Annotated in this window: 18 protein-coding genes; 6 read left to right on the top strand and 12 right to left on the bottom strand. The window is 73.1% G+C overall.

All coding sequences use genetic code 11. The annotated features are described in order from the left end of the window. Positions 1-70: 70 nt before the first annotated feature. Both CG736_RS03535 and CG736_RS03530 read right to left on the bottom strand, forming a co-directional pair. Complete coding sequence (locus tag CG736_RS03535; protein ID WP_100584629.1) at positions 71-1,228, bottom strand: glycosyltransferase; 1,158 nt, start codon at positions 1,226-1,228, stop codon at positions 71-73. Further along, positions 1,225-1,542, bottom strand: a complete 318-nt coding sequence (locus CG736_RS03530; RefSeq protein WP_157815391.1) for a hypothetical protein — start codon at positions 1,540-1,542, stop codon at positions 1,225-1,227. Before CG736_RS03530 ends, CG736_RS03535 begins: the two co-directional genes overlap by 4 nt. Before the next feature lie 99 nt (positions 1,543-1,641). Between CG736_RS03530 and CG736_RS03525 the strand changes: the two genes are divergently transcribed. The 4 genes from CG736_RS03525 to CG736_RS35885 are packed head-to-tail and all read left to right on the top strand — an operon-like array spanning position 1,642 to position 4,436. Beyond that, positions 1,642-2,574, top strand: coding sequence for a 3-oxoacyl-[acyl-carrier-protein] synthase III C-terminal domain-containing protein (locus CG736_RS03525; protein WP_100584627.1), 933 nt, complete (start codon positions 1,642-1,644; stop codon positions 2,572-2,574). Positions 2,575-2,624: 50 nt separating this feature from the next. Continuing rightward, positions 2,625-2,924 (top strand): acyl carrier protein, encoded by a 300-nt coding sequence (locus CG736_RS03520; RefSeq protein ID WP_100584626.1) that lies wholly within the window; start codon positions 2,625-2,627, stop codon positions 2,922-2,924. 4 nt (positions 2,925-2,928) lie between these two features. Further along, on the top strand, positions 2,929-3,729 hold the full coding sequence (locus tag CG736_RS35890; RefSeq protein WP_157815390.1) for a 2-hydroxy-acid oxidase: 801 nt from the start codon (positions 2,929-2,931) through the stop codon (positions 3,727-3,729). Further along, the gene (locus tag CG736_RS35885) at positions 3,726-4,436 is read left to right on the top strand and encodes a 4'-phosphopantetheinyl transferase superfamily protein (RefSeq protein ID WP_157815389.1); all 711 of its coding nucleotides are present in this window, start codon (positions 3,726-3,728) and stop codon (positions 4,434-4,436) included. Before CG736_RS35890 ends, CG736_RS35885 begins: the two co-directional genes overlap by 4 nt. A 78-nt stretch (positions 4,437-4,514) precedes the next feature. Here the strand turns inward: CG736_RS35885 and CG736_RS03510 are convergent, their stop codons facing one another. From CG736_RS03510 to CG736_RS03500, 3 genes are all read right to left on the bottom strand, one after another. Then, a complete protein-coding gene (locus tag CG736_RS03510; protein WP_043911619.1) occupies positions 4,515-5,012 on the bottom strand; it encodes a GNAT family N-acetyltransferase in 498 nt (165 codons plus the stop codon). Beyond that, on the bottom strand, positions 5,009-6,313 hold the full coding sequence (locus tag CG736_RS03505; protein ID WP_100584624.1) for a DUF6271 family protein: 1,305 nt from the start codon (positions 6,311-6,313) through the stop codon (positions 5,009-5,011). Before CG736_RS03505 ends, CG736_RS03510 begins: the two co-directional genes overlap by 4 nt. Before the next feature lie 639 nt (positions 6,314-6,952). Next, positions 6,953-9,865, bottom strand: coding sequence for an AfsR/SARP family transcriptional regulator (locus tag CG736_RS03500; protein WP_100584623.1), 2,913 nt, complete (start codon positions 9,863-9,865; stop codon positions 6,953-6,955). Between the two features lie 438 nt (positions 9,866-10,303). Between CG736_RS03500 and CG736_RS03495 the strand changes: the two genes are divergently transcribed. Then, on the top strand, positions 10,304-11,014 hold the full coding sequence (locus tag CG736_RS03495) for a response regulator transcription factor (RefSeq protein ID WP_100584622.1): 711 nt from the start codon (positions 10,304-10,306) through the stop codon (positions 11,012-11,014). 153 nt (positions 11,015-11,167) lie between these two features. Further along, a complete protein-coding gene (locus CG736_RS38800) occupies positions 11,168-11,353 on the top strand; it encodes a hypothetical protein (protein ID WP_100584621.1) in 186 nt (61 codons plus the stop codon). Here CG736_RS38800 and CG736_RS03485 read toward each other — a convergent pair. The 7 genes from CG736_RS03485 to CG736_RS03455 form a co-directional block, all read right to left on the bottom strand. After that, positions 11,338-12,507 (bottom strand): hydroxymethylglutaryl-CoA synthase, encoded by a 1,170-nt coding sequence (locus CG736_RS03485; RefSeq protein WP_100584620.1) that lies wholly within the window; start codon positions 12,505-12,507, stop codon positions 11,338-11,340. The two genes, CG736_RS38800 and CG736_RS03485, sit on opposite strands and share 16 nt — an antisense overlap. 3 nt (positions 12,508-12,510) lie before the next feature. Further along, positions 12,511-13,572: a hydroxymethylglutaryl-CoA reductase gene (locus tag CG736_RS03480; protein ID WP_100584619.1), complete on the bottom strand. Its 1,062-nt coding sequence runs from the start codon at positions 13,570-13,572 to the stop codon at positions 12,511-12,513. After that, positions 13,569-14,663, bottom strand: a complete 1,095-nt coding sequence (gene fni / locus CG736_RS03475) for a type 2 isopentenyl-diphosphate Delta-isomerase (protein WP_100584618.1) — start codon at positions 14,661-14,663, stop codon at positions 13,569-13,571. Before fni ends, CG736_RS03480 begins: the two co-directional genes overlap by 4 nt. Beyond that, positions 14,660-15,754: a phosphomevalonate kinase gene (locus CG736_RS03470; protein WP_100584617.1), complete on the bottom strand. Its 1,095-nt coding sequence runs from the start codon at positions 15,752-15,754 to the stop codon at positions 14,660-14,662. The genes fni and CG736_RS03470 overlap by 4 nt, the downstream gene beginning before the upstream one ends. Next, positions 15,745-16,791 (bottom strand): diphosphomevalonate decarboxylase, encoded by a 1,047-nt coding sequence (gene mvaD / locus CG736_RS03465; protein ID WP_100584616.1) that lies wholly within the window; start codon positions 16,789-16,791, stop codon positions 15,745-15,747. The genes CG736_RS03470 and mvaD overlap by 10 nt, the downstream gene beginning before the upstream one ends. Then, positions 16,781-17,770, bottom strand: coding sequence for a mevalonate kinase (gene mvk / locus CG736_RS03460; RefSeq protein ID WP_232733760.1), 990 nt, complete (start codon positions 17,768-17,770; stop codon positions 16,781-16,783). Before mvk ends, mvaD begins: the two co-directional genes overlap by 11 nt. Positions 17,771-17,867: 97 nt before the next feature. Beyond that, a complete protein-coding gene (locus tag CG736_RS03455) occupies positions 17,868-18,914 on the bottom strand; it encodes a polyprenyl synthetase family protein (protein ID WP_232733759.1) in 1,047 nt (348 codons plus the stop codon). Between the last annotated feature and the right edge of the window lie 287 nt (positions 18,915-19,201).

Below are 19,201 nucleotides of genomic sequence, written 5' to 3'. Positions count from 1 at the left end.
GGCGGTGTACGGGGGCTCACGCCCGTCAACCCCCGTGCAGAAGGCAGGGGTTGGCGGGCGCGAGGCGGAATCAGGGGGCGACCAGCGCTTCCATCCGGTCGGCGGCGGTCGACGCCCCTCCACCGGACAGAAGGTGACGACCGATCAGCTCGGCGGCCGTCCGGTGGGAGGGCTCGTCGAGCACCCGCCGCAGCCGCTCGGCGATCACCGGCGGACTGACCCGGGCGAACGGGACCCGGAGGCCGGCCCCGGCCTCCACGACCCGCTGCGCCACGAACGGCTGGTCGTTGCGGATCGGCGCCGCCAGCACGGGGACACCGTGCGCCAGCGACTCGACCACGGTGTTCATCCCACCATGGCAGAGCACCGCGTCCAAGTGGCCCCCGGACAGCAGCTCCAGGATCGGTGCCCGATCGACCACCGTGACGGAGTCCGGAAGGGCAGCCGGCAGTGCCCCGCGGGGCGCGGCGATCACCGCACGGACGTCGCCGCCGAGCAGCGCCAGCGCCTCGACGGTGCGGTGCAGGAAGTCCGCGCCGACGACGTCCGACATCGTCCCCATGGTGACCAGCACGGTGCGCCGGCCCGGCTCCAGCCGCTCCCACGGGAACGCCGGGTCGGCCGGCCGCTCGGTCAGCACCGGCCCCACCAGGGCGAGTTGCGGCAGCGTCGGCAGGTCGCCGAGCAGCGCCCGCCCGGTGGTGGCCAGCACCAGGTGCGGCGAGAGGCGCGGATCGGCGAACTCCCCGGCGGGCAGCTGCGCCCGCTCCCACAGGCCCGCCAGCAGGCCCGCCGTCCAGGCCTCGACCTGCGGCAGGTGCCGGTACGGGCGGCCCAGCTCCATCGCCCCCGGCGCCAGCGTCGCCCACGGCAGCCCGTACCGGTGCGCCACCAGTGCGCCCGCCGGGGTGTGCTGGTCCACCAGCAGCGCGTCCGGCCGGAACTCCCGGACCACCGCGTCCAGCGGCTTCAGGGTGAACCTGGCGTACGGGACGACGAAGCCCTCCCACAGCGAACGCAGCGAGGCCAGGCCGTGGCCGCCCATCGCCCGGAACATCCGGTTGCCGGTGCCGAAGACCCGGGCGTCGGGCCCGAGCAGCGGCCGCAGCATCGTCTCGGTGCCGGTCCAGGCGACCTCGTGGCCGCGCGCGACCAGCTCGTCCGCGATCCCCGCCGCCGGATTGGCGTGCCCGGCCAGCGGGGGCACCGCCATCAGGAAGCGGCTCATCGGCGCACCAGCTCCGCCAGGTCGCCGACGGTCAGCGCAGCCAGTCCGTCCAGGCCGAGGCCGGCCCGCAGCGCGCCCAGGTCGGCGCCGAAGCGCTCCCGCAGCAGCGCGTCCAGGGCGGCGAACTCGCTTTCGTCCAGGGCGAGATCACCGTCGAGTCGGTCCTCGGGGGCGAGCGACTCTGCCCAATCGGGCAGCGCGTCGGCAGCCTCGGCCAGCGCGGCCAGCAACCCCGGGTCGAGGGCGGCAGGAGGCCCGGAGGCCAGGTCGGAAACGGTTTCTCGGTATGCGGAGTAATGCTGGGGATCGGTCATCGGAAGGCTCCACCGGCTCGACGGCAACGGGGGTGAGGGAGGGGGCTCCAGGGCGGTGATCGCTTGTGCGACCCGCGGAGCGTGGGAATACTAACCGGCGTGACCGCACTGGAGGCAGTGGCCGTCCACCTCCCCCCGCGACTCGAATCGATCGAGGACGTGGGCGCCCGGATCGGCCTTACCCCACGTCAACTCCGACTCTTCCGCCGCTTCCACGGCCTGGACCAGGTGCGCCTGGACCCGGACGGGACGCTGCTCGACCTGCTGGACGCCGCCGTCCGGGCCCTGCCCGAACTGCGCGGCAACGAACACCGGGTCCGGTACCTGCTGCACGCCCGCAACACACCGGTCGCCGTGCCCTACCCGCTCAACCCCCTGCACCAGCTCCGGGAACGCTTCGGCCTCACCCGCGCCGACGCCTTCACCGTCACCCAACAGGCCTGCGCCGCCTCACTGTTGGCCATCGACCTGGCCGGGCGACTGCTCGCGGACGACGGCGACCCGTCGGCGCTGGCCCTGGTGGTGGCGGGGGAGAAGACCTTCACCCGGGACGCCCAGGTCCTCCCCGACACCACGATCTTCGCCGAGGCCTCGACGGCCTGCCTGGTCAGCCCCGGCGGCGACCGGAACCGGGTGCTGTCCTACGCGGTCCGCCAGCGCCCCGAGTTCTACGGCCGGCCGGCCGAGGACCCGGAGCTGATGGTCCGCTACCAGCGGGAGTACCAGCCCACCATGATCGAGACCGTGCAGGCCGCGCTCGACCAGGCCGGTCTGGACCTCTCCGACCTCGCGCTGCTGCTCCCGCACAACGTCAACCAGGCCTCCTGGCGGATGATCTGCCGCCAACTCGGCCACCCCGTCGAGCGGGTGGTCCTGGACAACGTGCTCACGGTCGGGCACAGCTTCGCCGCGGACGCCTTCGTCAACCTCCGCACCGCCACCACCGGCGGAGCGCTCCGGCCCGGCGACCACTACCTGATCGCCGCCGCCGGCGTCGGCGCCACCTTCGCGGCCATGGTCCTGCAGCACTGACCCGCCGCCGCACCCTCGTTCCCCTCCACCCAGCACTGGACGGTCCACCCATGTCAGACTCCGCCCTGCCCACCACCGAGTCGGTCGACCCCGAGGTGCGCGGCCGCATCCGGCGCGGCATCGAGGACGTGCTGCCGCGCGTCCTGGGCGTCGAACTCGCCGACATCCCCGCGAACGCCTGCTTCTTCGACGACTACGGCCTCACCTCCTCCGGCATCGTCGAACTGGTCCTGGACATCGAGGAGACGCTCGCCATCCAGGTCGACGTCGAGCACCTCGGCATCGACGACATCCGCACCATCGACAGCCTCACCGACTACGTCGTCGGGCACTACGCCGACGAGGACTGACCCGATGCCCGCCGAGACCCGCGGCCTGCGCGTGACCAGGGCGGTCGCCGCCGGATTCGACGGCCACTCCGCCGCCGCGCTCCACCCCGACCTGCGCGTCTTCACCGGCGACCTGGTCCGCCCGTACGGCCTGCCGCTGCGCGAGGACCTGCTGGCCGAAGGCGCCGGGTACGACTACGGCGAGATGGCCGCCGGCCTGATCGAACAGGCGCTGCCCGGGGGCGAACCCGCGGACCTGCTGATCCTGGTCTTCTCCTCGCCGGACGTCCTGCCCGCCGCGCCCTCCTCGCTCCGGCTCAGCCGCCACTGCCCCGGGCAGCCGACCGCCTTCGCCGTCTGCGACCAGGGCAGCGCCACCGCCTTCGCCGCGCTGAAGATCGCCGCCGCCCACCACCGCACCGGCGGCTGCCGGCGGGCCGTGATCGTGCTCGCCGAGCAGAGCGCCCTGCACTACCGGCCCGCCGAGCCCGTCGAGCTGCCCGCCGAGCACCGGGCCGTCGTCCTGGTCTGCGAGGAGGCCCCGGGGGAGGGGATGCGGGTCCGCCAGCAGGCCGAGCCGGACAGCGCGCAGGCGCTGCGCTCCGTTCTCGACGAACACCGTCGACTCGGGCCGGGCGCCGGGCTGTTGCTCGCCGCCGACCTCGCCTCCGGCGACACCCCCGAAGGCGCCCGGGCGGCCCGTCCCGGACAGCCGTTCACCGGCGTCTGGAGCCTGCTCGCCGACCGCCTCCCCGGGCCCGGCCCGCTGCTGGTCGCCGACCACGACCGCCGTCTGGGCCGGCTCAGCACCCTGACCCTGCCGTGAACGCCCCTGCGCGGGAAAGCGCCACCGACATCATCGACGTCTGGAGCATCCCCACCGACCAGCCCCCGGCCGTCGTCCGCCGGCTGTACGGCCTGCTCGACGCCGAGGAACGGGAGCGGGCCGACCGGGCCCGCGACCCGCGGCAGGGCGAGCGGTTCACCGTGGTCCGCGGCGCCGTCCGGCTGCTGGTCGCCGAACGGCTCGACGTCGCGCCCGCCGACCTGGCGTGGCGACGCGGCCCGCACGGCAGGCCCAGCCCCGCGGCCGGCGGCCGGATCGACGCCAACTGGTCCGCCTCGGGCGCCCTCGCGCTGCTCGCCGTCGCGGACGGGCGCCGGGTCGGGGCGGACGTCGAGCAGCTCCGCCCGCCCGGCGTCGGCAGCCGGATCGCCCGCCGGCACTTCCCGCCCGCCGACGCGGCACTCGTCCTCGACGCGCCCACCCCGGCCGACGGCGCCGACCGCTTCACCCGGCTCTGGTGCCGCCGCGAGGCCTGCGTCAAGGTCTACGGCGGCCGGCTCGCCCAGGGCCTCGGCCTCCCGCTGGCCGGCCCCTCCCCGCTGCGCCTGGCCGACCCGGGCCCGCTCGGCCCCGGCCCGCTCCGGCTCGCCGACGTCCCCGTCCCGGGCCCGTTCCGCGCGGCGGTCGCCGTCGACGAGGACCGCCCCTTCACCGTCCGCCACCGCACCTGGGCCGCCCCCTCCTGAACCGAACTTCCTTGCTGCGCAGACGCGTTGAGCCCGACCGGCAGCCAGGCCGGTCGGGCTCCTCAGGTACTGCCGCGGTCAGCCCACCGGCCTCGACATGTAGACCGCACGCCGCCCGTAGGACGCGGGCACGGCCACCTCCCGGTGCGCGCGGTAGCCGTAGAACCGCAGCAGGATGTCGGAGCCGCGCACCGCGATCATCGAGATCTGCGCGAAGCCCCCCTCCGCGGCCCGCGCCTGCGCGTGCTCCATCAGGTTCGCGGCGAGCTCCCGGCCGCGCAGCTCCTCGGCCAGCACCAGGTCGTGGACGTGCAGGTTGTCCGACTCGAACGCCCCGGCCTCCGCCACGGCGAGGTCCGGGCAGCGCAGCGGCGGGTACGGCAGGCTCAGCAGGTAGCCGCGGACGACGCCGTGCTGCTCCAGCACGTAGCAGGTCTCCGGCGAGCAGCGGGCCCGGGACTGGAGCGCCTCCCGGCCCTCCGACAGGCCGTCGGCCGCGTAGGCGTCGTGCTCCAGCGCGACCACCGCGTCCCAGTCCCCGTCGGCCAGTTGACGGATCAGGAACTCCCCGCTCACCCGCCGAGCCCCCGCTCGCGGGCGGCGGCCACCATCGGGGCCCAGGCCTCGATCAGCACGGCCCAGCGCTCGGCGTCCTCCCGGGCCTCGTCCAGCAGCTGCTGCCGCTGCCCGGCCACCACGTCCGCCAGCTCGGCGTACTTGCCGCCCAGCTTGCGGTAGAGCCGGTCCACCTCGTCCAGGCACTGCTCGTTCACGTCCCGGTCCAGGTCGACGGTGCCCCGCACCAGGCCGAGGATCGGCTCGACCAGCAGCTCGTGCCGCTCGTCCAGCAGCCCGCGGCCGAGGTCGATCATCTGGCCGTAGACCGGGTACAGGTACAGCATCGAGAGCAGCATCTTGACGAAGCGCAGCTGGTACGAGACGAACCCGGCGCCGACCCGGCGTTCGGGCGTGTAGTAGTTGACGATGTGCCGCTTGTGGATGACGGCGGGCAGCTTGGAGTGCACCAGGGCGTGCAGCAGCGCGTAGTCGGCGCCGATGGTGCGCAGCGACGGCACCAGCGGCAGCACCTCGTAACCCCGATGGTCCAGGGCGACGTTGCACATGTAGACGTCCCAGATGTCCGGCACGCCGAGCACCGAGTCGTCGCTGTCGAAGGTATCCGGCTCGGCGCCCTTGAAGGAGACGTCCACCATGGCGTCCTGCTGCTCCCGGGTCCACACCCGCGGCGTCCACAGTCGCACCAGGTCCCGGTAGACCTCCGGGTCCAGCTCGTTGATCTCGCCGATGTCCACGTTGAGTTCGCCCATGAAGGCGGCGCTGACCAGCATCACGGGCTTGTCCGCGTCCGCCGGGTCGAGCTCGGAGCGGGCCACCCCGGCCACCGCCCGGCCGGCCGGCTTGCCGATCGACAGCAGCTCGTGGTGGATCGGGAACATCTTCTCGCCGTCGACGACCTGGTAGTCGAAGTCGTCGTTGCGCAGGTGCGCCGAGGTGCAGCCCAGGGCGGCGGCGCCCAGGAAGATCCGGTTCACGCAGGAGCCGTACGCGACGGTCGGCGGCAGCATCAGGTCGAGCAGCAGCTCGGGGTCGGCGCCGCCGGAGCGCTGCGCCACGTCGAGGAAGAACTCGCGCTGCGCCTCGTTGCCGAGGTGGTGGACGAACACGCCGGGGGCGGGCGTCAGCGCGGCCACGGCGTCCGCGTTCTTCGCGAACTCGGCGTCCTCGGTGGTGTCGAGGACGAGGAGGTGGACCTCGACCCCGAAGGTCTCGACGGCGTAGGCCGCCTCCTCGGTGAGGTCCGCGATGGTGCCGGGGCAGGCCCGCATGGTGGGCAGGGCGAGGCAGACTCGTTGCATGGTGATGGGAATCTCCGTCTGATCGTCAGATTCGTTGCGGCGCTCGGCGGTCGAGCGGGGGGAGCGGCCGGGGCCGGTCCGTCGCGCCGTCCCGGACGAGCTCGCCGGCGCGGGCGGAGGGCTGCCGCGGCACCGTGGATGACCTGGTCGCCCCACAGTGGACTGGACCAATCCGGAGTGTCAACGCTCTGCTCCCGGGCCGCCCGCACCGCCCGCCGACACTGCCCGATGGGGCAGCCGGTCCTGCCCCGGGGCGGCCTCGGACCGGCCTCGGACCGGCGTCCGGACCGGCGTCGGACCGGCCTCGGACCGGCTCCCGGGCGGGCCCCGGCGCGAAATGGTTCGAGTGCGCCCGGGGGTCCTCCGGGTGAACGGAGAACGGTCGTGCGGAATCCGGCCGGGAATCGTCGACGGCCGGTGCGGCCCGACTTCCGTACCCGAAGTCCGGTGGCCCGGCGCCCGCTGCGAGCGAATGATCTCCGGAATGTCAATTCGCTGCGCGGGCGTTCACTCCGAAATTGATCCGTGATGATCGTTGCGCAGCCTGCGCCGAATATCTCGGGAAGATAACGGATTTGCGGTGGAGATGTTCCGGAGACGGCGAAGACCTTTACTTCCGGACCGCCCCGGAAGGGCCGGCTACGCCAGGCAGGCCCGGCCCCGGTCGCGCTCCCCGAGGTCGAACAGCGCCCGCCCGATGGCGGCCAGCGCGCTCGCCCCGCGGTGTTCCAGGCCCACCTTCCGGGAGATCGCCAGCGCCTGCTCGGCCGCCTCCAGCGCCCGGGCCGGCAGCCCGGCGGCCCGGCAGGACTCGGCCAGGCCCAGCAGCACGCCCGGCATCCGGTCCCGGGCGCCGAGCGCGCGCAGCGCCCCCAGGCACTCCCGGAAGTCCTCGCACGCCTCCTCGAACCGGCCCAGCCCGTGCAGCGCCGTCGCCCGCGCGTACAGCACGTGCACCTGGCCGACGAAGTCGCCCAGCTCCCGGAAGGTCACCAGGCTGCGCTCGGCCCGGGCCAGGGCCGACTCCGGCCGGTCGACGGCGAGGTCGGCCAGCGCCGCCATCCCCTCGACGAAGGCGTGCGAGGACCGGTTGCCCAGCTCGACGCTCAGCGCGACGGCCTCGTCGCACCAGGCCGTGACCTCCTCGTCGGTGCAGCGCGGGAGACCGGTCAGCGCCAGCACGATCAGCGCCCCCGGCAGCAGCGCCGTCTGCCCCGTCCGCCGGGCCAGCGTTACCACCCGGGCCGCCTCGGACCGGGCCTGCCAGGTGCGCTGGAACTCCCGCTGCGCCCACATCAGCGTGTACCGGGCCCGCGCCTCGCTCTCCGGCAGGCCCGCCGCCCCGGCGGCCTCGGCCACCCGTCCGGCCAGGTCGCACAGCTCCGGCACGGCCATTCCCAGGTCGATCAGCTGGATCAGCACCAGCGTCAGGTCCGCGACCACCGCCAGCGGGCCGTCCGGGTCCCGGGTGACCTGCTCGGCGACCGCCAGCACGGCGGCGACCTCCTGCCGCGCCCAGCGCAGCCCCTCGGCCGGCCCGGCGAAGGCCGGAACGGCGGGCGCCGGCCCGGCGACCTCCGCCGCCACCAGGTCCGGGAACGGGTAGCCGGGCCGGACCACCCGGTACAGGCCCGCCACCGTCGCCAGGTAGTGCCGCAGCAGCCGCTCGACGGCGGCCCGCCCGACCGCCTCCCCGTCCACCTCCCGGACCAGCTCGCGGGCGAACAGCCGCAGCAGGTCGTGGTACTGGTAGCGGCCCGGGAACGGGCAGGACAGCAGCCCCAGGTCGGTCAGCGCCTCGGCCAGCCGCTCGGCCGCCGGCTCCGGCAGCTCCAGCAGCACCGCGGCCGCCGCCGAGGACACGCCCGGGCCGTCCGCCAGCGACAGCAGCCGGAACGCGCGGGCGGTCTCCGGGTCGAGCTGGTCGTAGCTGAGCCGGAACGACGCGGCGACCGCCAGCTCCCCGGTCTCCAGCTCGGCCAGCCGCCGCCGCTCCGAGGCCAGCCGGTCCGCCAGGTGCGACAGCTGCCAGGCCGGACGGGCCGCCAGCCGGGACGCCGCCGTCCGCACCGCCAGCGGCAGGAACCCGCAGGCCGCCGCCAGCCGCCGGGCCGCCGCCGGCTCGGCCGCCACCCGGGACGCCCCGGCGATCGCGGTGAGCAGCCGCACCGACTCCTCCGAGGTCAGCGGCTCCAGGGCGACCCGACGGGTCATCGGAACCCCCGACAGCCAGGCCCGGCCGGTCACCAGCACCGCGCAGGAGCGGCTGCCGGGCAGCAGCGGCCCGATCTGCCGGCTGTCGCGGGCGTCGTCCAGCACGATCAGCACCCGCAGGCCCGCCACCCGGGACCGGAACAGGCCGGCCCGCTCCGCCGTCCCCTGCGGGATCGCCGCGTCGGCCACGCCCAGCGCGCCGAGGAAACCGGCCAGCACCTCGCCCGGATCGGCCGGGAACGCCCCCGCCCCCTGCAGGTTCACGTACAGCTGGCCGTCCGGGTACAGCCCGCCCACCGCGTGCGCGACGTGCACCGCCAACGTCGACTTGCCGACCCCGCCCAGGCCCGACACCCCCACCACCGGCATGGCCGGACCGCCGGGCGCCAGGTCCGCGCACAGCGCCGCGCACAGCTCGTCCCGGCCGGTCCAGTCGGAGAGGTCGGCGGGCAGCTGGGCCGGCGCGACCGGCGCCGGCCCGGTCGGCCCGCCGCCCGCCTCGACCACCGGCGCGGGCGCGGCGGCCGGCGCGGCCAGCTGCGGATCGCCCGACAGGACGCCCAGGTGCAGCTCGCGCAGCCGCGGCCCCGGATCGACCCCGAGCTGTTCCAGCAGCGTGCGGCGGGCGTCCGCGTACACGCCCAGCGCCTCGGCCTGCCGTCCGCTGCGGTACAGCGCCAGCATCAGCAGCTCCCGCATCGGCTCCAGCAGCGGGTACTGGCTGACCCAGATGGTCAGCTCACCGATCACCTCGGCGTGCCGCCCCGCCTCCAACTCGGTCTCCAGCCAGGCCTGGACGGCGTTCAGCCGGCGCTCGACCAGCCGGGCCCGGTGCGCCTGGGCGAACGGCCCCGGCAGCCCGGCCAGCGGCTCGCCGTGCCACAGCCCGCACGCCTCCCGCAGCAGCCCGAGCGCCCCGGCGACGTCCCCCAGCGCGCGGGCCCGGCCCGCCTCCGCGACCCGGCTCTCGAACACCTCGGCGTCCACGCAGTCCGCCGGGAGCCGCAGCACGTAGCCGCTGCCCGAGGACACCAGCACCGTCGGGTGCACCCGGTCCGGCTCCAGCACCCGCCGCAGCCGCGACACGTACGTCCGCACGACGGTGGCGGCCCGGGCCGGCGGCTCCTCCCACAGCGCGTCGAGCAGCTCGTCGACCGACACGATCCGGCGCGCCCGCAGCGCCAACGCGGTGAGCAGCGCCCGCTGCTGCGGCGGACCGAGCTCCAACTCGCGCTCCCCGCACCAGGCCTGCACCGGCCCGAGCAGACCCAGGCGCAGCCGCTCCCCGCCGTCCGGCTCCGAAGCCGACGTGCCGCGGGGTTCTCCGATTTCCGTCATCGTCAGACGGTAGCGGTTCCGACCAACCGGCCGCGGTGCCGGGGCGGGCGCAATTCCGCCGCCGCGCCGGGGCCTTGTCGGCCGCCCGTCCGCGCGCTTTCGATTCCGCCGCGACCGGTCGCGGAAACGGCCGCGGCGCGGATCGTCCGCCCGGCGGGCCCGGAAAAAAAGAAAACTTCCCCCGCCGAACGGGAACCGATGACGCGGATGCGGATCCGTCAATCTTTTATTGATCGGCGGCGGATAGCGTCGGCCCTGGTGCACATGTCCGTCGGACCTCAGACGGACACGGGAGCTCCCGCGGTGCCAGCCGGGCCGCAGGAGGAGGAGAGACGGCGTCTCGTGCGGACGACGCCAGCCGACCGGTTCCGACGGTGCGCCGCCGCCAGTGGGGGGCGGTGGGCGCACCGCCAAGCGCAACGAAAGGAATCCAGCGCCGTGCTTCAGTACGCCGACGACGTCCGCGCGACGACGACCCGAACGATCCCGACGCAGACCGCCCGAACGATCCCGGCCCAGACCGCCCGGCCGATCCCGGTCGCCGTCCACGCCCTGGACCCGCTCTCCCGAGCCGGAGTGGTGAGCTACCTCCGGCAGTGCCCGGAGATATCGCTCGTCGAGGAGGACCACCAGCAGGCCGGCGCCGGCGTCGCCCTGCTGGTCGCCGACACCTTCGACGAGGCCGCCATGGCCGGCCTGTCCCGGCTGGTCAAGGCCGAAGGGACGCGCGTGGTGCTGATCCTGGACCGGATCCAGGAGCCCGAGCTGCTCAACGTCGTCTCGCTCGGCGTCACCACCATCCTGTGGCGCCGCGAGGTCACCGGCGAACGCCTGCGCCAGGCCGTCCGCACCGCCGTCCGCGGCCACGGCGACCTGCCCCCGGACCTGCTCGGCAAGCTGATCGGCTGCATGGGCCGCCGACGCACCGGCGACAGCCCGGACAACAGCCCCGCCGACTACGGCATGCTGCCCCGCGAGGTCGACGTCCTGCGCCTGGTCGCCGACGGCATGGACACCGGGGAGATCGCCGTCAAACTCCTCTACTCGGAGCGGACGATCAAGAACATCATCCACACCGTCACCACCCGCTTCCAACTCCGCAACCGCGCCCACGCGGTGGCCTACGCCCTGCGCGAGGGCTACATCTAGGCGGTGTCCCGGCGGTCCCTCGTCGAACCGGGCGGCCGACCCCCGGCCCTGCCGCGCCGGACCCGGTCGGCGGCCCGGTCGGCCTTCTCCGGAAGGACGTGCCGGATTCCACGTCTGCGTAGGCAGCGGCCGGTCCGGCGGCTGCTGTGGGCCTTGTCCGCGCTGACGCTGTCCGGCGTCGTGCGCGGCCTGCCGCAGGTCGGCCTCGGCACCCGGATCCCGTCCATGACCGGCTCGAACCGGGTGCGGTCGGCGCACTGCCGGGGTGTGACGACCAGCGACAGCACCCGCCAGCGGCCGTCCGCACTCGGGTGGATCTCGGTTCAGCCCGCCTGGTAGAGGCGCTTGTGGCCGCTGATACCGGCCAGCCGGAACGGTCCCGTGGTCTGCTGCGGGGTGGCGTGGTCGCCGCCGTCGGCGGGGAAGGCCCACTCGTGCAGCTCGCGGTAGCCGGCGTAGTCGATGGGCCGTCGCCGGGAGACCGCCTCGATGTTCGCCTCCGTCCGCAGCCGGTCCTGGTACCCAGCGACGACGGTCCCGCCGAAGAACTCGGCGACGCTGCCGGAACCGTAGCTGAGGAATCCGATGCGCTCACCGGTCAGGTCGTCGGCCCGGTCGAGGAGCGCGGCGAGGCCCAGGTAGACGGACGCGGTGTAGCTGTTCCCGATCACCCTGTTGTAGGCGGTGGTCCGGCCGACGGCACGGGTGATGTCGTCGTCGCGAATGTCGTGGCTGCAGTGGTTCAGCAGGTGTCGGTGGGCCTTGTGAGCCATCTTGGTGAACGGCTGGTGGTAGCAGAACGCGGCGAACTGCTCCAGGGAGTGGCCGCCCCGCTCCGCGTAGTCCTTCCAGGCCCCCGCCACCGCCTGGAGGTAGGCGTTGATGGATTCCTGGCCGTCGACCAGAGCCGTGGTGCGGTAGTTCGGCCGCCAGAAGTCCATGACGTCGGCGGTGAACAGGCCCGACGGATCCTCGATGCGCACCAGCCCCGGATTGGCGCTGACGAGTATGGCGACCGCGGCGGCGCCCTGCGTCGCCTCACCGGGGCTGTCCAGGTCGTACTTGGAGACGTCACTGGCGATGACGAGAACCTGCTGGGCGGGCTCGCGCTGCACCAGGCCGATGGCGAACTGCAGGCCGGCCGTGGCCCCGTAACAGGCCTGCTTCAGCTCCACGACGCGGGTGGCCGACGGCAGTCCGAGCAGGGAGTGGACGTACACACCGGCCGACTTCGCCTGGTCGATCGACGTTTCGGTCGCGAGCACGACCGTGCGGATCCGATCGCTGCCGTGCCGGGCGACGACTGGTGCGGCAGCCGTCGCGGCCAGGGTCACGATGTCCTCGTCGGCGGCCGGGATGCTCATCGACTCCTGGCCGATGCCCACGTGGTACTTGCCGATCTCGGTTCCGTTGTGAGCGGCGAGGGCGGTGTGCGGCAGCACGAACTCGCCGGTGGCGAACGACAGATCATGGATGCCTATGGCGAGGGGCATGCTCTAGACACCAGCCTTTGCGGTCTTGTGGCCTCGTTCCAGTTGGACATGCGCACGCATCAGTTCGCCGGGGTTGGTCTGCGCCGCGAGCAGCGACAGCTCCCCGCAGAGCACCGTGGCCGCCGCGATGACGGCGAGCCGGCGGGCGTTCTCGCCGGGCTCGCGGGCCGCACGGCAGCCGAGCCGGTTCAGGTTGGTCTCCACGAAGCCCAGGCCCTTGCCGTTGCCGACCGTGCCGACGATGAGGTTCGGCAGCGTGCAGGCGAAGTACAGGTCGCCGTCGCGGTCCTCGGCCGTGACGACGCCCTGGGAGCCCTCGACGATGTTCGCCGCGTCCTGACCGGTTGCCAGATAGAACGCGAGCAGCATGTTCGCGTAGTGGGCGTTCGCCGAACGGATGCCGCCCGCGAGAAGGGTCCCGAGCAGGTTCTTGCGGAGGTTCAGCTCGGCGATCTTCGCGGCGCTGGTGTTCAGGACGTCGGCCACCACGTCACGGGGCACGAGCAGCTCGGTGACGACGTTCTTGCCGCGGCCCAGGATGCCGTTGATGGCGGTGGCCTTCTTGTCCGTGCAGTAGTTCCCGGAGATCGACCCGTAGGAGATGCCGGGAATCGTCTCCAGCAGGTGTTGGAGGAGCACGTCGGAAGCCAGGGTCGCCATGTTGTGCCCGGAGGCGTCACCGGTGCTGAACTCGAACCGGACGAACAGCAGGTTTCCGGTGATCTCGTGCCGGATGCCGATCAGCTGGGCGAACCGGCTGCAGCCGCGCACCAGCTCGCGCAGCTCGTCGACGCGAGCCTCGATGGTCCGTGCCGCGGAGAGCGCGGTGAGCGCGTCGGTCGCCTCGACGAGCACGGAACGGGTCATGCGCTCGTCGACGAGCGTGGCGACGATGCCCTTCTCGGTCAGCCGGGACACCTTCGCGCCGCGGCCGACCGAAGGCCAGAGCGGAGACTCGTACGTGGCCAGCGGTACCTGGGTTTCGACGGTGGCGACGTTTCCCGAGATGCGGACGGGCCCCACCCACCTCATCGGGACGCCGGCGGTGGCGTGCGCTTCGGTCATCGTGTGCTTCCTGTCATCTCGGAACGGATGTCGGCGGAGCTGCTGCGCTGGGCGAACCGCCGGATGTCAACGCCTCGGTCCGTGCAGAAGGACCGGAGCGGGCCGTGGATCAGCACGTCGCAGCGGGTGAGGTCGGCGGGGGTCCGCGCACCGAGCATGGTCTGCAGCGCGGCGAGCTGGTCCAGCCAGGTGGAGATCTGTGCGATCAGGGCGGGGACGCCCCCGTCGATCAGCGTGCGCAGGAACACGCCCGAGGAGCCCACGGCGCCGGCGCCGAGCGCGAGCGCGCGGGCGACGTCGAGCGGGTTGCGGATCCCACCGGAGGCCAGCAGGGGGAAGCCGACGTCCTGGGCGTCCAGCAGACAGGCCGGGGTGGACTGCCCCCAGCCGTGCAGGAAGGCGTAGTCGCCCAGGGCGCGCCGGCTGTTCTCGATCCGGGCGAAGTCGGTGCCGCCGCGGCCGCTGACGTCGGCGACCCGCACCCCCAGATCCGGCAGCGCCAGGAGGGTCTGCCTGCTGAGCCCGTTGCCGACCTCCTTGACGATCACAGGGACGTCGACGGCCGCCGTGATCTTCGCGATCTGGGCCGGCCACGACCCGAACGACCGGTCGCCTTCCGGCATGGGCGTCTCCTGCGCCGTGTTCAGGTGGATCTGCAGGGCGTTCGCCTCGATCAGGTCGACGGCACGGCGGGCATCGTCGACGGACGCGGTCGCGTTGACGTTCGCCATCACGAAACCGTCGGGGTTCTCGGTGCGCAGCACGCGGAAGGTGTCCGCGCAGGAGGGGTCCCTGAAGTAGGCGTGCATGGACCCGGACGCGATGGCGGCGCCCGTCTCCCGGGCGGCGATGGCCAGGTCCCGGTTGATGGCGCCGGTCTTGGCGCTGCCGCCCGTCATCGCGTTGATGTACAGCGGCAGTTGCCAGGTGATGCCGGCGAACGTCGTGGCCAGGCGGACGTCCGGCCGGTCGATTCCGGCGAGGGCGTGGTGGACGAACGACACGTCGTCGAACTGGTTGCGTCCGCTGTGCGCGCGCTGCTGCTCCGTGGCGAGCCGGACATGGTCGTCCTTGCGCTGGGCACTGCTCATTCCTCGACTCCTTCCGCGGCGGGCGACACCGGTAGCGGCAGCACCCCGGCCGCGGCCCATTGCCTGTGTAACGGTGAGCGGTCGTAGCCGGCCTCGGCGTCCAGCAGCGCGATGCCGCAGTCGCCGCCCCCGGCCCCCGAGGGCTTGGCGGCGCCTCCGACGCGTTCGGCGATGGCGCAGAGGGCCGTCAGTTCGGGGGTGAAGATGCCGAGGCGGACCTCGTCGTCGAGGCGGACCAGCTCCTGACGGGCCCGCCGGACCTGCCGCAACAGGCCCTCGGCATCGCCGTCCTCCAGCGCGATGACTGCGGCCTGCACGAGCTCGCCGGTCGCCCCGACGTACTTCCGGTACGCGGGGCTGCCCCGCCAGGTGCGCCGCTGCAGGTCCGTCACGAGGGACGTGGTGGACACGGGGTTGCCGGTCCAGCCGACCTCGAGGCAGAGGTTCCGGGGCGGCGACAGCCGTCGTACGGAGAAGTCCGGCCACGGCGCCCGGAGTGCCTCTTCGACTCCCTGACGGCGGGTCAGGTCGAGCACGGCGTCCCGGTCGGGCGCCCGGTAGGCGATCCAGCCGCCCCAGGTGCTGGTGGCGATGTCTCCGCCGGATCCCTTGGGGTCGACACGGGCGGCGGCGATCAGCGCCGTCCGGAAGTGTTCTTCGGCGGTGAGTTCCAGTCCGCAGTGGGCTGCGACGGCACTGACCGTCGCCACGGTCACCGCGCCGCTGGAGCCCAGCCCGAGCTTCCGGCCGCCCTCGTGCAGCGTGCTGCTGATCGACACCGCCAACGGCGGGACGGACCGGCCGCGTTCGGCCAGGAGGCGGGCTACGGTCTCGACCGCCGCCACCACATGAGGCATGCCCGTACCGCCTGTCAGCCGCCCGTCCCGCCACGGGTGGTGCACCCGGCCGGCTCCGATGTCGGAGGAGACGACGACACCGGGTGCGGCGCCGTCGGACACGGTGACGGTGACGTACCGGTCGACTGCCACCAGGATCGCCTGGTTGCCCGGTTCCACCACCGCGTACTCACCCGCGACGAAAAGCTTGCCCGGAGCGCGCCGGGTCACCGTGCGCGGGCCGGTCACCGGCATTCCTCCGCCACCAGACGAGCACCCCGCCCCGGACCGGCGATGTGCACCGCTTCGACCGGTGCGGCGGCGCGCAGTGCTGCCGAGACCCGCTCGGCGTCCGAACGTGGGCAGAGCACCTTCACGTTGGGACCGGCATCCATCGTCGCGTAGGCCGGCACGCCGTCCCGCCGCAACTGGAGAACGCTGTCGAGTACGGCGAGCGAGGCCGGTGACAGGTAGCGCACGGCGGGGCGTGCGGCCAGCATGGTGGCGTGCATGCCGAGGGCGTTGCGCTCCGCGATCTCGCCCACCGCCGGCAGGTCGCCGCGGGCGAGCGCGGCTCGCATGTCCGCCAGGTCGGCCCGGCTGGACACCGCCCACGGCTCGTACAGCGGTGAGGTGTCCACGGTCCTCCGCATGGCCTCCCGGCTGGACACCGCCTTGGGGGCGGAGCTGACCACCGCGACCACCAGCGCCGGCTCCAGGTCCACGGCCGGCACCGGTTCGGCGTACGAGCTGAGATCGGCCTCCTCGGCAGTGCCGCCCGCGTGGCCGGCGTGCCATACGGCGAACCCGTCGAAGATCGACCGCGAGGCCGACCCGGAGCCGCGCCGGGCCAGCCGGGACAGGCCCCGCGCGTCGAGACCGAGCCCGTACGCCGCGGCGGCGGCGACGGCGAGGGCGGCGAAACCGCTGGCCGAGGAGGCCAGGCCGGCCTTGGTGGGGACGGTGTTCTCCGTGTCGACGTGAGCCCGTTCGGTGCGCCCCGACCGCTCCCGCACCAGCCGGAGGAATGCGGTGATCCGCCGCTCGGCCTCTCCCGTCGCGGGCTCGCCGTTGAAGACCACCGTGTCCTGCCCGGCGCCGGGTACGAGCCGGACGCGGGTGGTCGTCGGGAAGATGTCCAGAGTCATCGACAGGCTGTCGGTACGGGGCAGGAACAGGTGCTCGTCCTTCTTGCCCCAGTATTTGATCAGCGCGATGTTCGGCTGGGCGACGGCTGTCGCGGTGTCCGTCCGCTGCGCGGACAGCAGGGCGGACGGCTGTTCAGAGCTCATGGGTGGACCTCCTCAGCGGTACGGCCCACGTGCGCACGGCACCGGCAGCGTGCAGCTGCCGGGCCACTTCCCCGGCCCGCTCCGGGCGGGACACCGCGAGAACACAACCGCCCAGACCACCACCGGTGATCTTGGCGCCCAGGCTGTCGGCCTGCAGCGCGGCTTCCACCAGCGCATCGATCCGGTCGGTGCTCAGACCCGCCCCGCGCAGCAGGTCGTGATACCCGGTCAGGCACGATCCGAATTCCTCGGGTTCGCCCTCGGCGAGGGAGGCCCTGGCATCGTCGACGAGTTGCGCGGCACGGCGCATGAACCGTTCCTCCTTTCCGGTCCCGGCCCGGAATCCGGCGCGAAGCAGCTCGACCGCCTCCTTGGTGCTCCCCGCGGTTCCGCTGTCCGCGACGACGACCAGTGCGTCGCAGCCGATGTCCAGTGCCTGTGCCTCGCCCGACTGGAAGAGGAGCGGGGCGGCGGCCCCGACGGTCATGGCGTCGACGCCGCTGGCCCGGCCGTGCGTCAGGTTCTCGGCCGCCTGCACCAGGTCGAACACCTCGCGTTCGGTCAGCTTCCGGCCGAAGAGGTCGGCCAGGGCGAGGACGATCGCTCGTGCGTTCGCGGCGCTGGAGCCGAGCCCGCGGCCGGGCGGAATCGCCCCGTCGAGGCTGACGTCGAGGTGGTGTCCGCCGGTTGCTCCCGTGTGCGCCTCGAACGCGGCGGTCAGACGTCGCAGACCGTCCGAGGCCTGTGCCGTGACCGCGCCGCGGGAAGCCGGCCCGGTCATGGTGAAGGTCGGATCGCCCCGGCTTCCGGCGGAGTGGCTGGACCATCCTGCGCTTGCCGTGACCGCGAGTTGGGGAACGGGCATCGCGAGCGCAGGGGTGCCGTACACGACCGCGTGTTCTCCCAGCAGAATGGCCTTGGCATGAGCGCGACCGGTACCGACGGTGCGAGCCCGGTGGGCCTTCGATCCCTCCTCCACCGAGGTCGGAAGAGTCAACGCACTCAGCTCCCCATGTCGTTGCCGCGGTGAGACCGCATCGTCAGGAATCCAGGAATATGCGAGGAGGAACGTTTCTTCAGTGGTTCCTGAGAGCGACATAGTCGGCCATGGCCAGCAGCGGCCGGCGCTGCTCCTCGGTGAGGCCCAGAGCCGCCAGCTGATCCGCCGCAGCTCTCCGGTGCCGGTCGATCTCGGCTTCTGTCCACGCGCGTCCGCCGGCCGACTCGATCAGCTTGGCGGCGCGGTCGGCCATGTCGTCGGTCAGCGGCTCTGCGCCGCGGTAGATCGCGGCCAACTCCTCGGCGGCTGCGCCGGTGCCGTTCATCGCCGCGGCCACCGGGATGCTCTTCTTCCTGTTCCGCAGATCGGAACCAGCCGGCTTGCCGGTGGTCGCGGGGTCGCCCCAGATGCCCAGGACGTCATCCACCAGCTGGAACGCCACCCCCAGATGCCATCCGAACCTGGCCAGGCGCTCACGAGCCTCGGCCCCGCCCCCGGCGAGTCCCGCACCCAGCTCGCAGGCGCAGCTCAGCAGCGCGGCGGTCTTCGCCTCGGAGACGGCCAGCGCCTCCTCCAGCGAGATGGTCGTGCGGTGCTCGAATGCGACATCCGCCATCTGACCTTCGGCGAGCGTCGCGATCGTCTCGGTGAGCAGCTTGGTGGCCCAGACCCGGTGCTCGGAGTCGTCCTCCAGGACCGCGCAGCCACGCGCGAGCAGAACGTCGCCGGCCAGAATCGCGGCCGGGACACCCAACGTGGCCCAGACAGTGGGGCGTCCTCTGCGCTCCAGATCACCGTCCATGACGTCGTCGTGGAGCAGGGAGAAGTTGTGCACCAACTCGACTGCGACGGCGCCACGCACCGCCCGCTGGACATCGCCCCCGCAGGCCTCCGCCGAGAGGACGGTCAGGGCCGCGCGGACCATCTTGCCGCTGCCCTGGTCCGTCGGCTGCCCTGCCAGGTCCAGCCAGCCGAAGTGGTAACCGACGATCGGGCGTATTCGGCTGCCGAGGGTGTCAATGGTGGCGCGCAGTGCAGGTGTGGCGATTCCGGCTGCCCGCAAGATGTGGTTGCGGCCCGCATCGACTGCGCTCTCCAGTGTTTCGGCGGTATCGGTGTACAAGAAGTGCCCCTTGCCATGAAATGGACAGGACGATGCGGCGAAGATCCGCGGGCGTAACGGTGGCTCCTGGATCCGGCCCGGCCGGCCCGGCATCGAGCTCGGGCCGGCCGGACGTCAGATCCAGGTCGTGCCAGGGCGTCTTGCGAAAGTGCTGGTCACAGCCACTCGTTGATGGCTGCGACCAGCACGGTCGCCTCGTAACGGACGGCGAGCTTCTCGGATCGCGTCGCCACGGCCCGGTGGCGCTCGAGATGCCCCAAGACCGGGCTGTCATGCCGCTGACCAGC

Origin of the sequence: Kitasatospora sp. CB02891 (assembly GCF_002803145.1) — a bacterium.
Lineage (GTDB): Bacteria > Actinomycetota > Actinomycetes > Streptomycetales > Streptomycetaceae > Kitasatospora > Kitasatospora griseola.
This window is presented reverse-complemented; position numbering and strand designations above follow the sequence as displayed.

Excerpts from the sequence above, each read along its gene's own strand:
- CG736_RS03480 (WP_100584619.1), bottom strand. The coding sequence starts at position 13,572 with ATGACCGAAGCGCACGCCACCGCCGGCGTCCCGATGAGGTGGGTGGGG.
- mvaD (WP_100584616.1), bottom strand. The coding sequence starts at position 16,791 with ATGAGCTCTGAACAGCCGTCCGCCCTGCTGTCCGCGCAGCGGACGGAC.
- CG736_RS03470 (WP_100584617.1), bottom strand. The coding sequence starts at position 15,754 with ATGCCGGTGACCGGCCCGCGCACGGTGACCCGGCGCGCTCCGGGCAAG.
- CG736_RS03520 (WP_100584626.1), top strand. The coding sequence starts at position 2,625 with ATGTCAGACTCCGCCCTGCCCACCACCGAGTCGGTCGACCCCGAGGTG.
- CG736_RS35890 (WP_157815390.1), top strand. The coding sequence starts at position 2,929 with ATGCCCGCCGAGACCCGCGGCCTGCGCGTGACCAGGGCGGTCGCCGCC.
- CG736_RS03535 (WP_100584629.1), bottom strand. The coding sequence starts at position 1,228 with ATGAGCCGCTTCCTGATGGCGGTGCCCCCGCTGGCCGGGCACGCCAAT.
- CG736_RS03505 (WP_100584624.1), bottom strand. The coding sequence starts at position 6,313 with ATGCAACGAGTCTGCCTCGCCCTGCCCACCATGCGGGCCTGCCCCGGC.
- CG736_RS03530 (WP_157815391.1), bottom strand. The coding sequence starts at position 1,542 with ATGACCGATCCCCAGCATTACTCCGCATACCGAGAAACCGTTTCCGAC.
- CG736_RS03485 (WP_100584620.1), bottom strand. The coding sequence starts at position 12,507 with ATGCCCCTCGCCATAGGCATCCATGATCTGTCGTTCGCCACCGGCGAG.
- CG736_RS03500 (WP_100584623.1), bottom strand. The coding sequence starts at position 9,865 with ATGACGGAAATCGGAGAACCCCGCGGCACGTCGGCTTCGGAGCCGGAC.
- fni (WP_100584618.1), bottom strand. The coding sequence starts at position 14,663 with ATGAGCAGTGCCCAGCGCAAGGACGACCATGTCCGGCTCGCCACGGAG.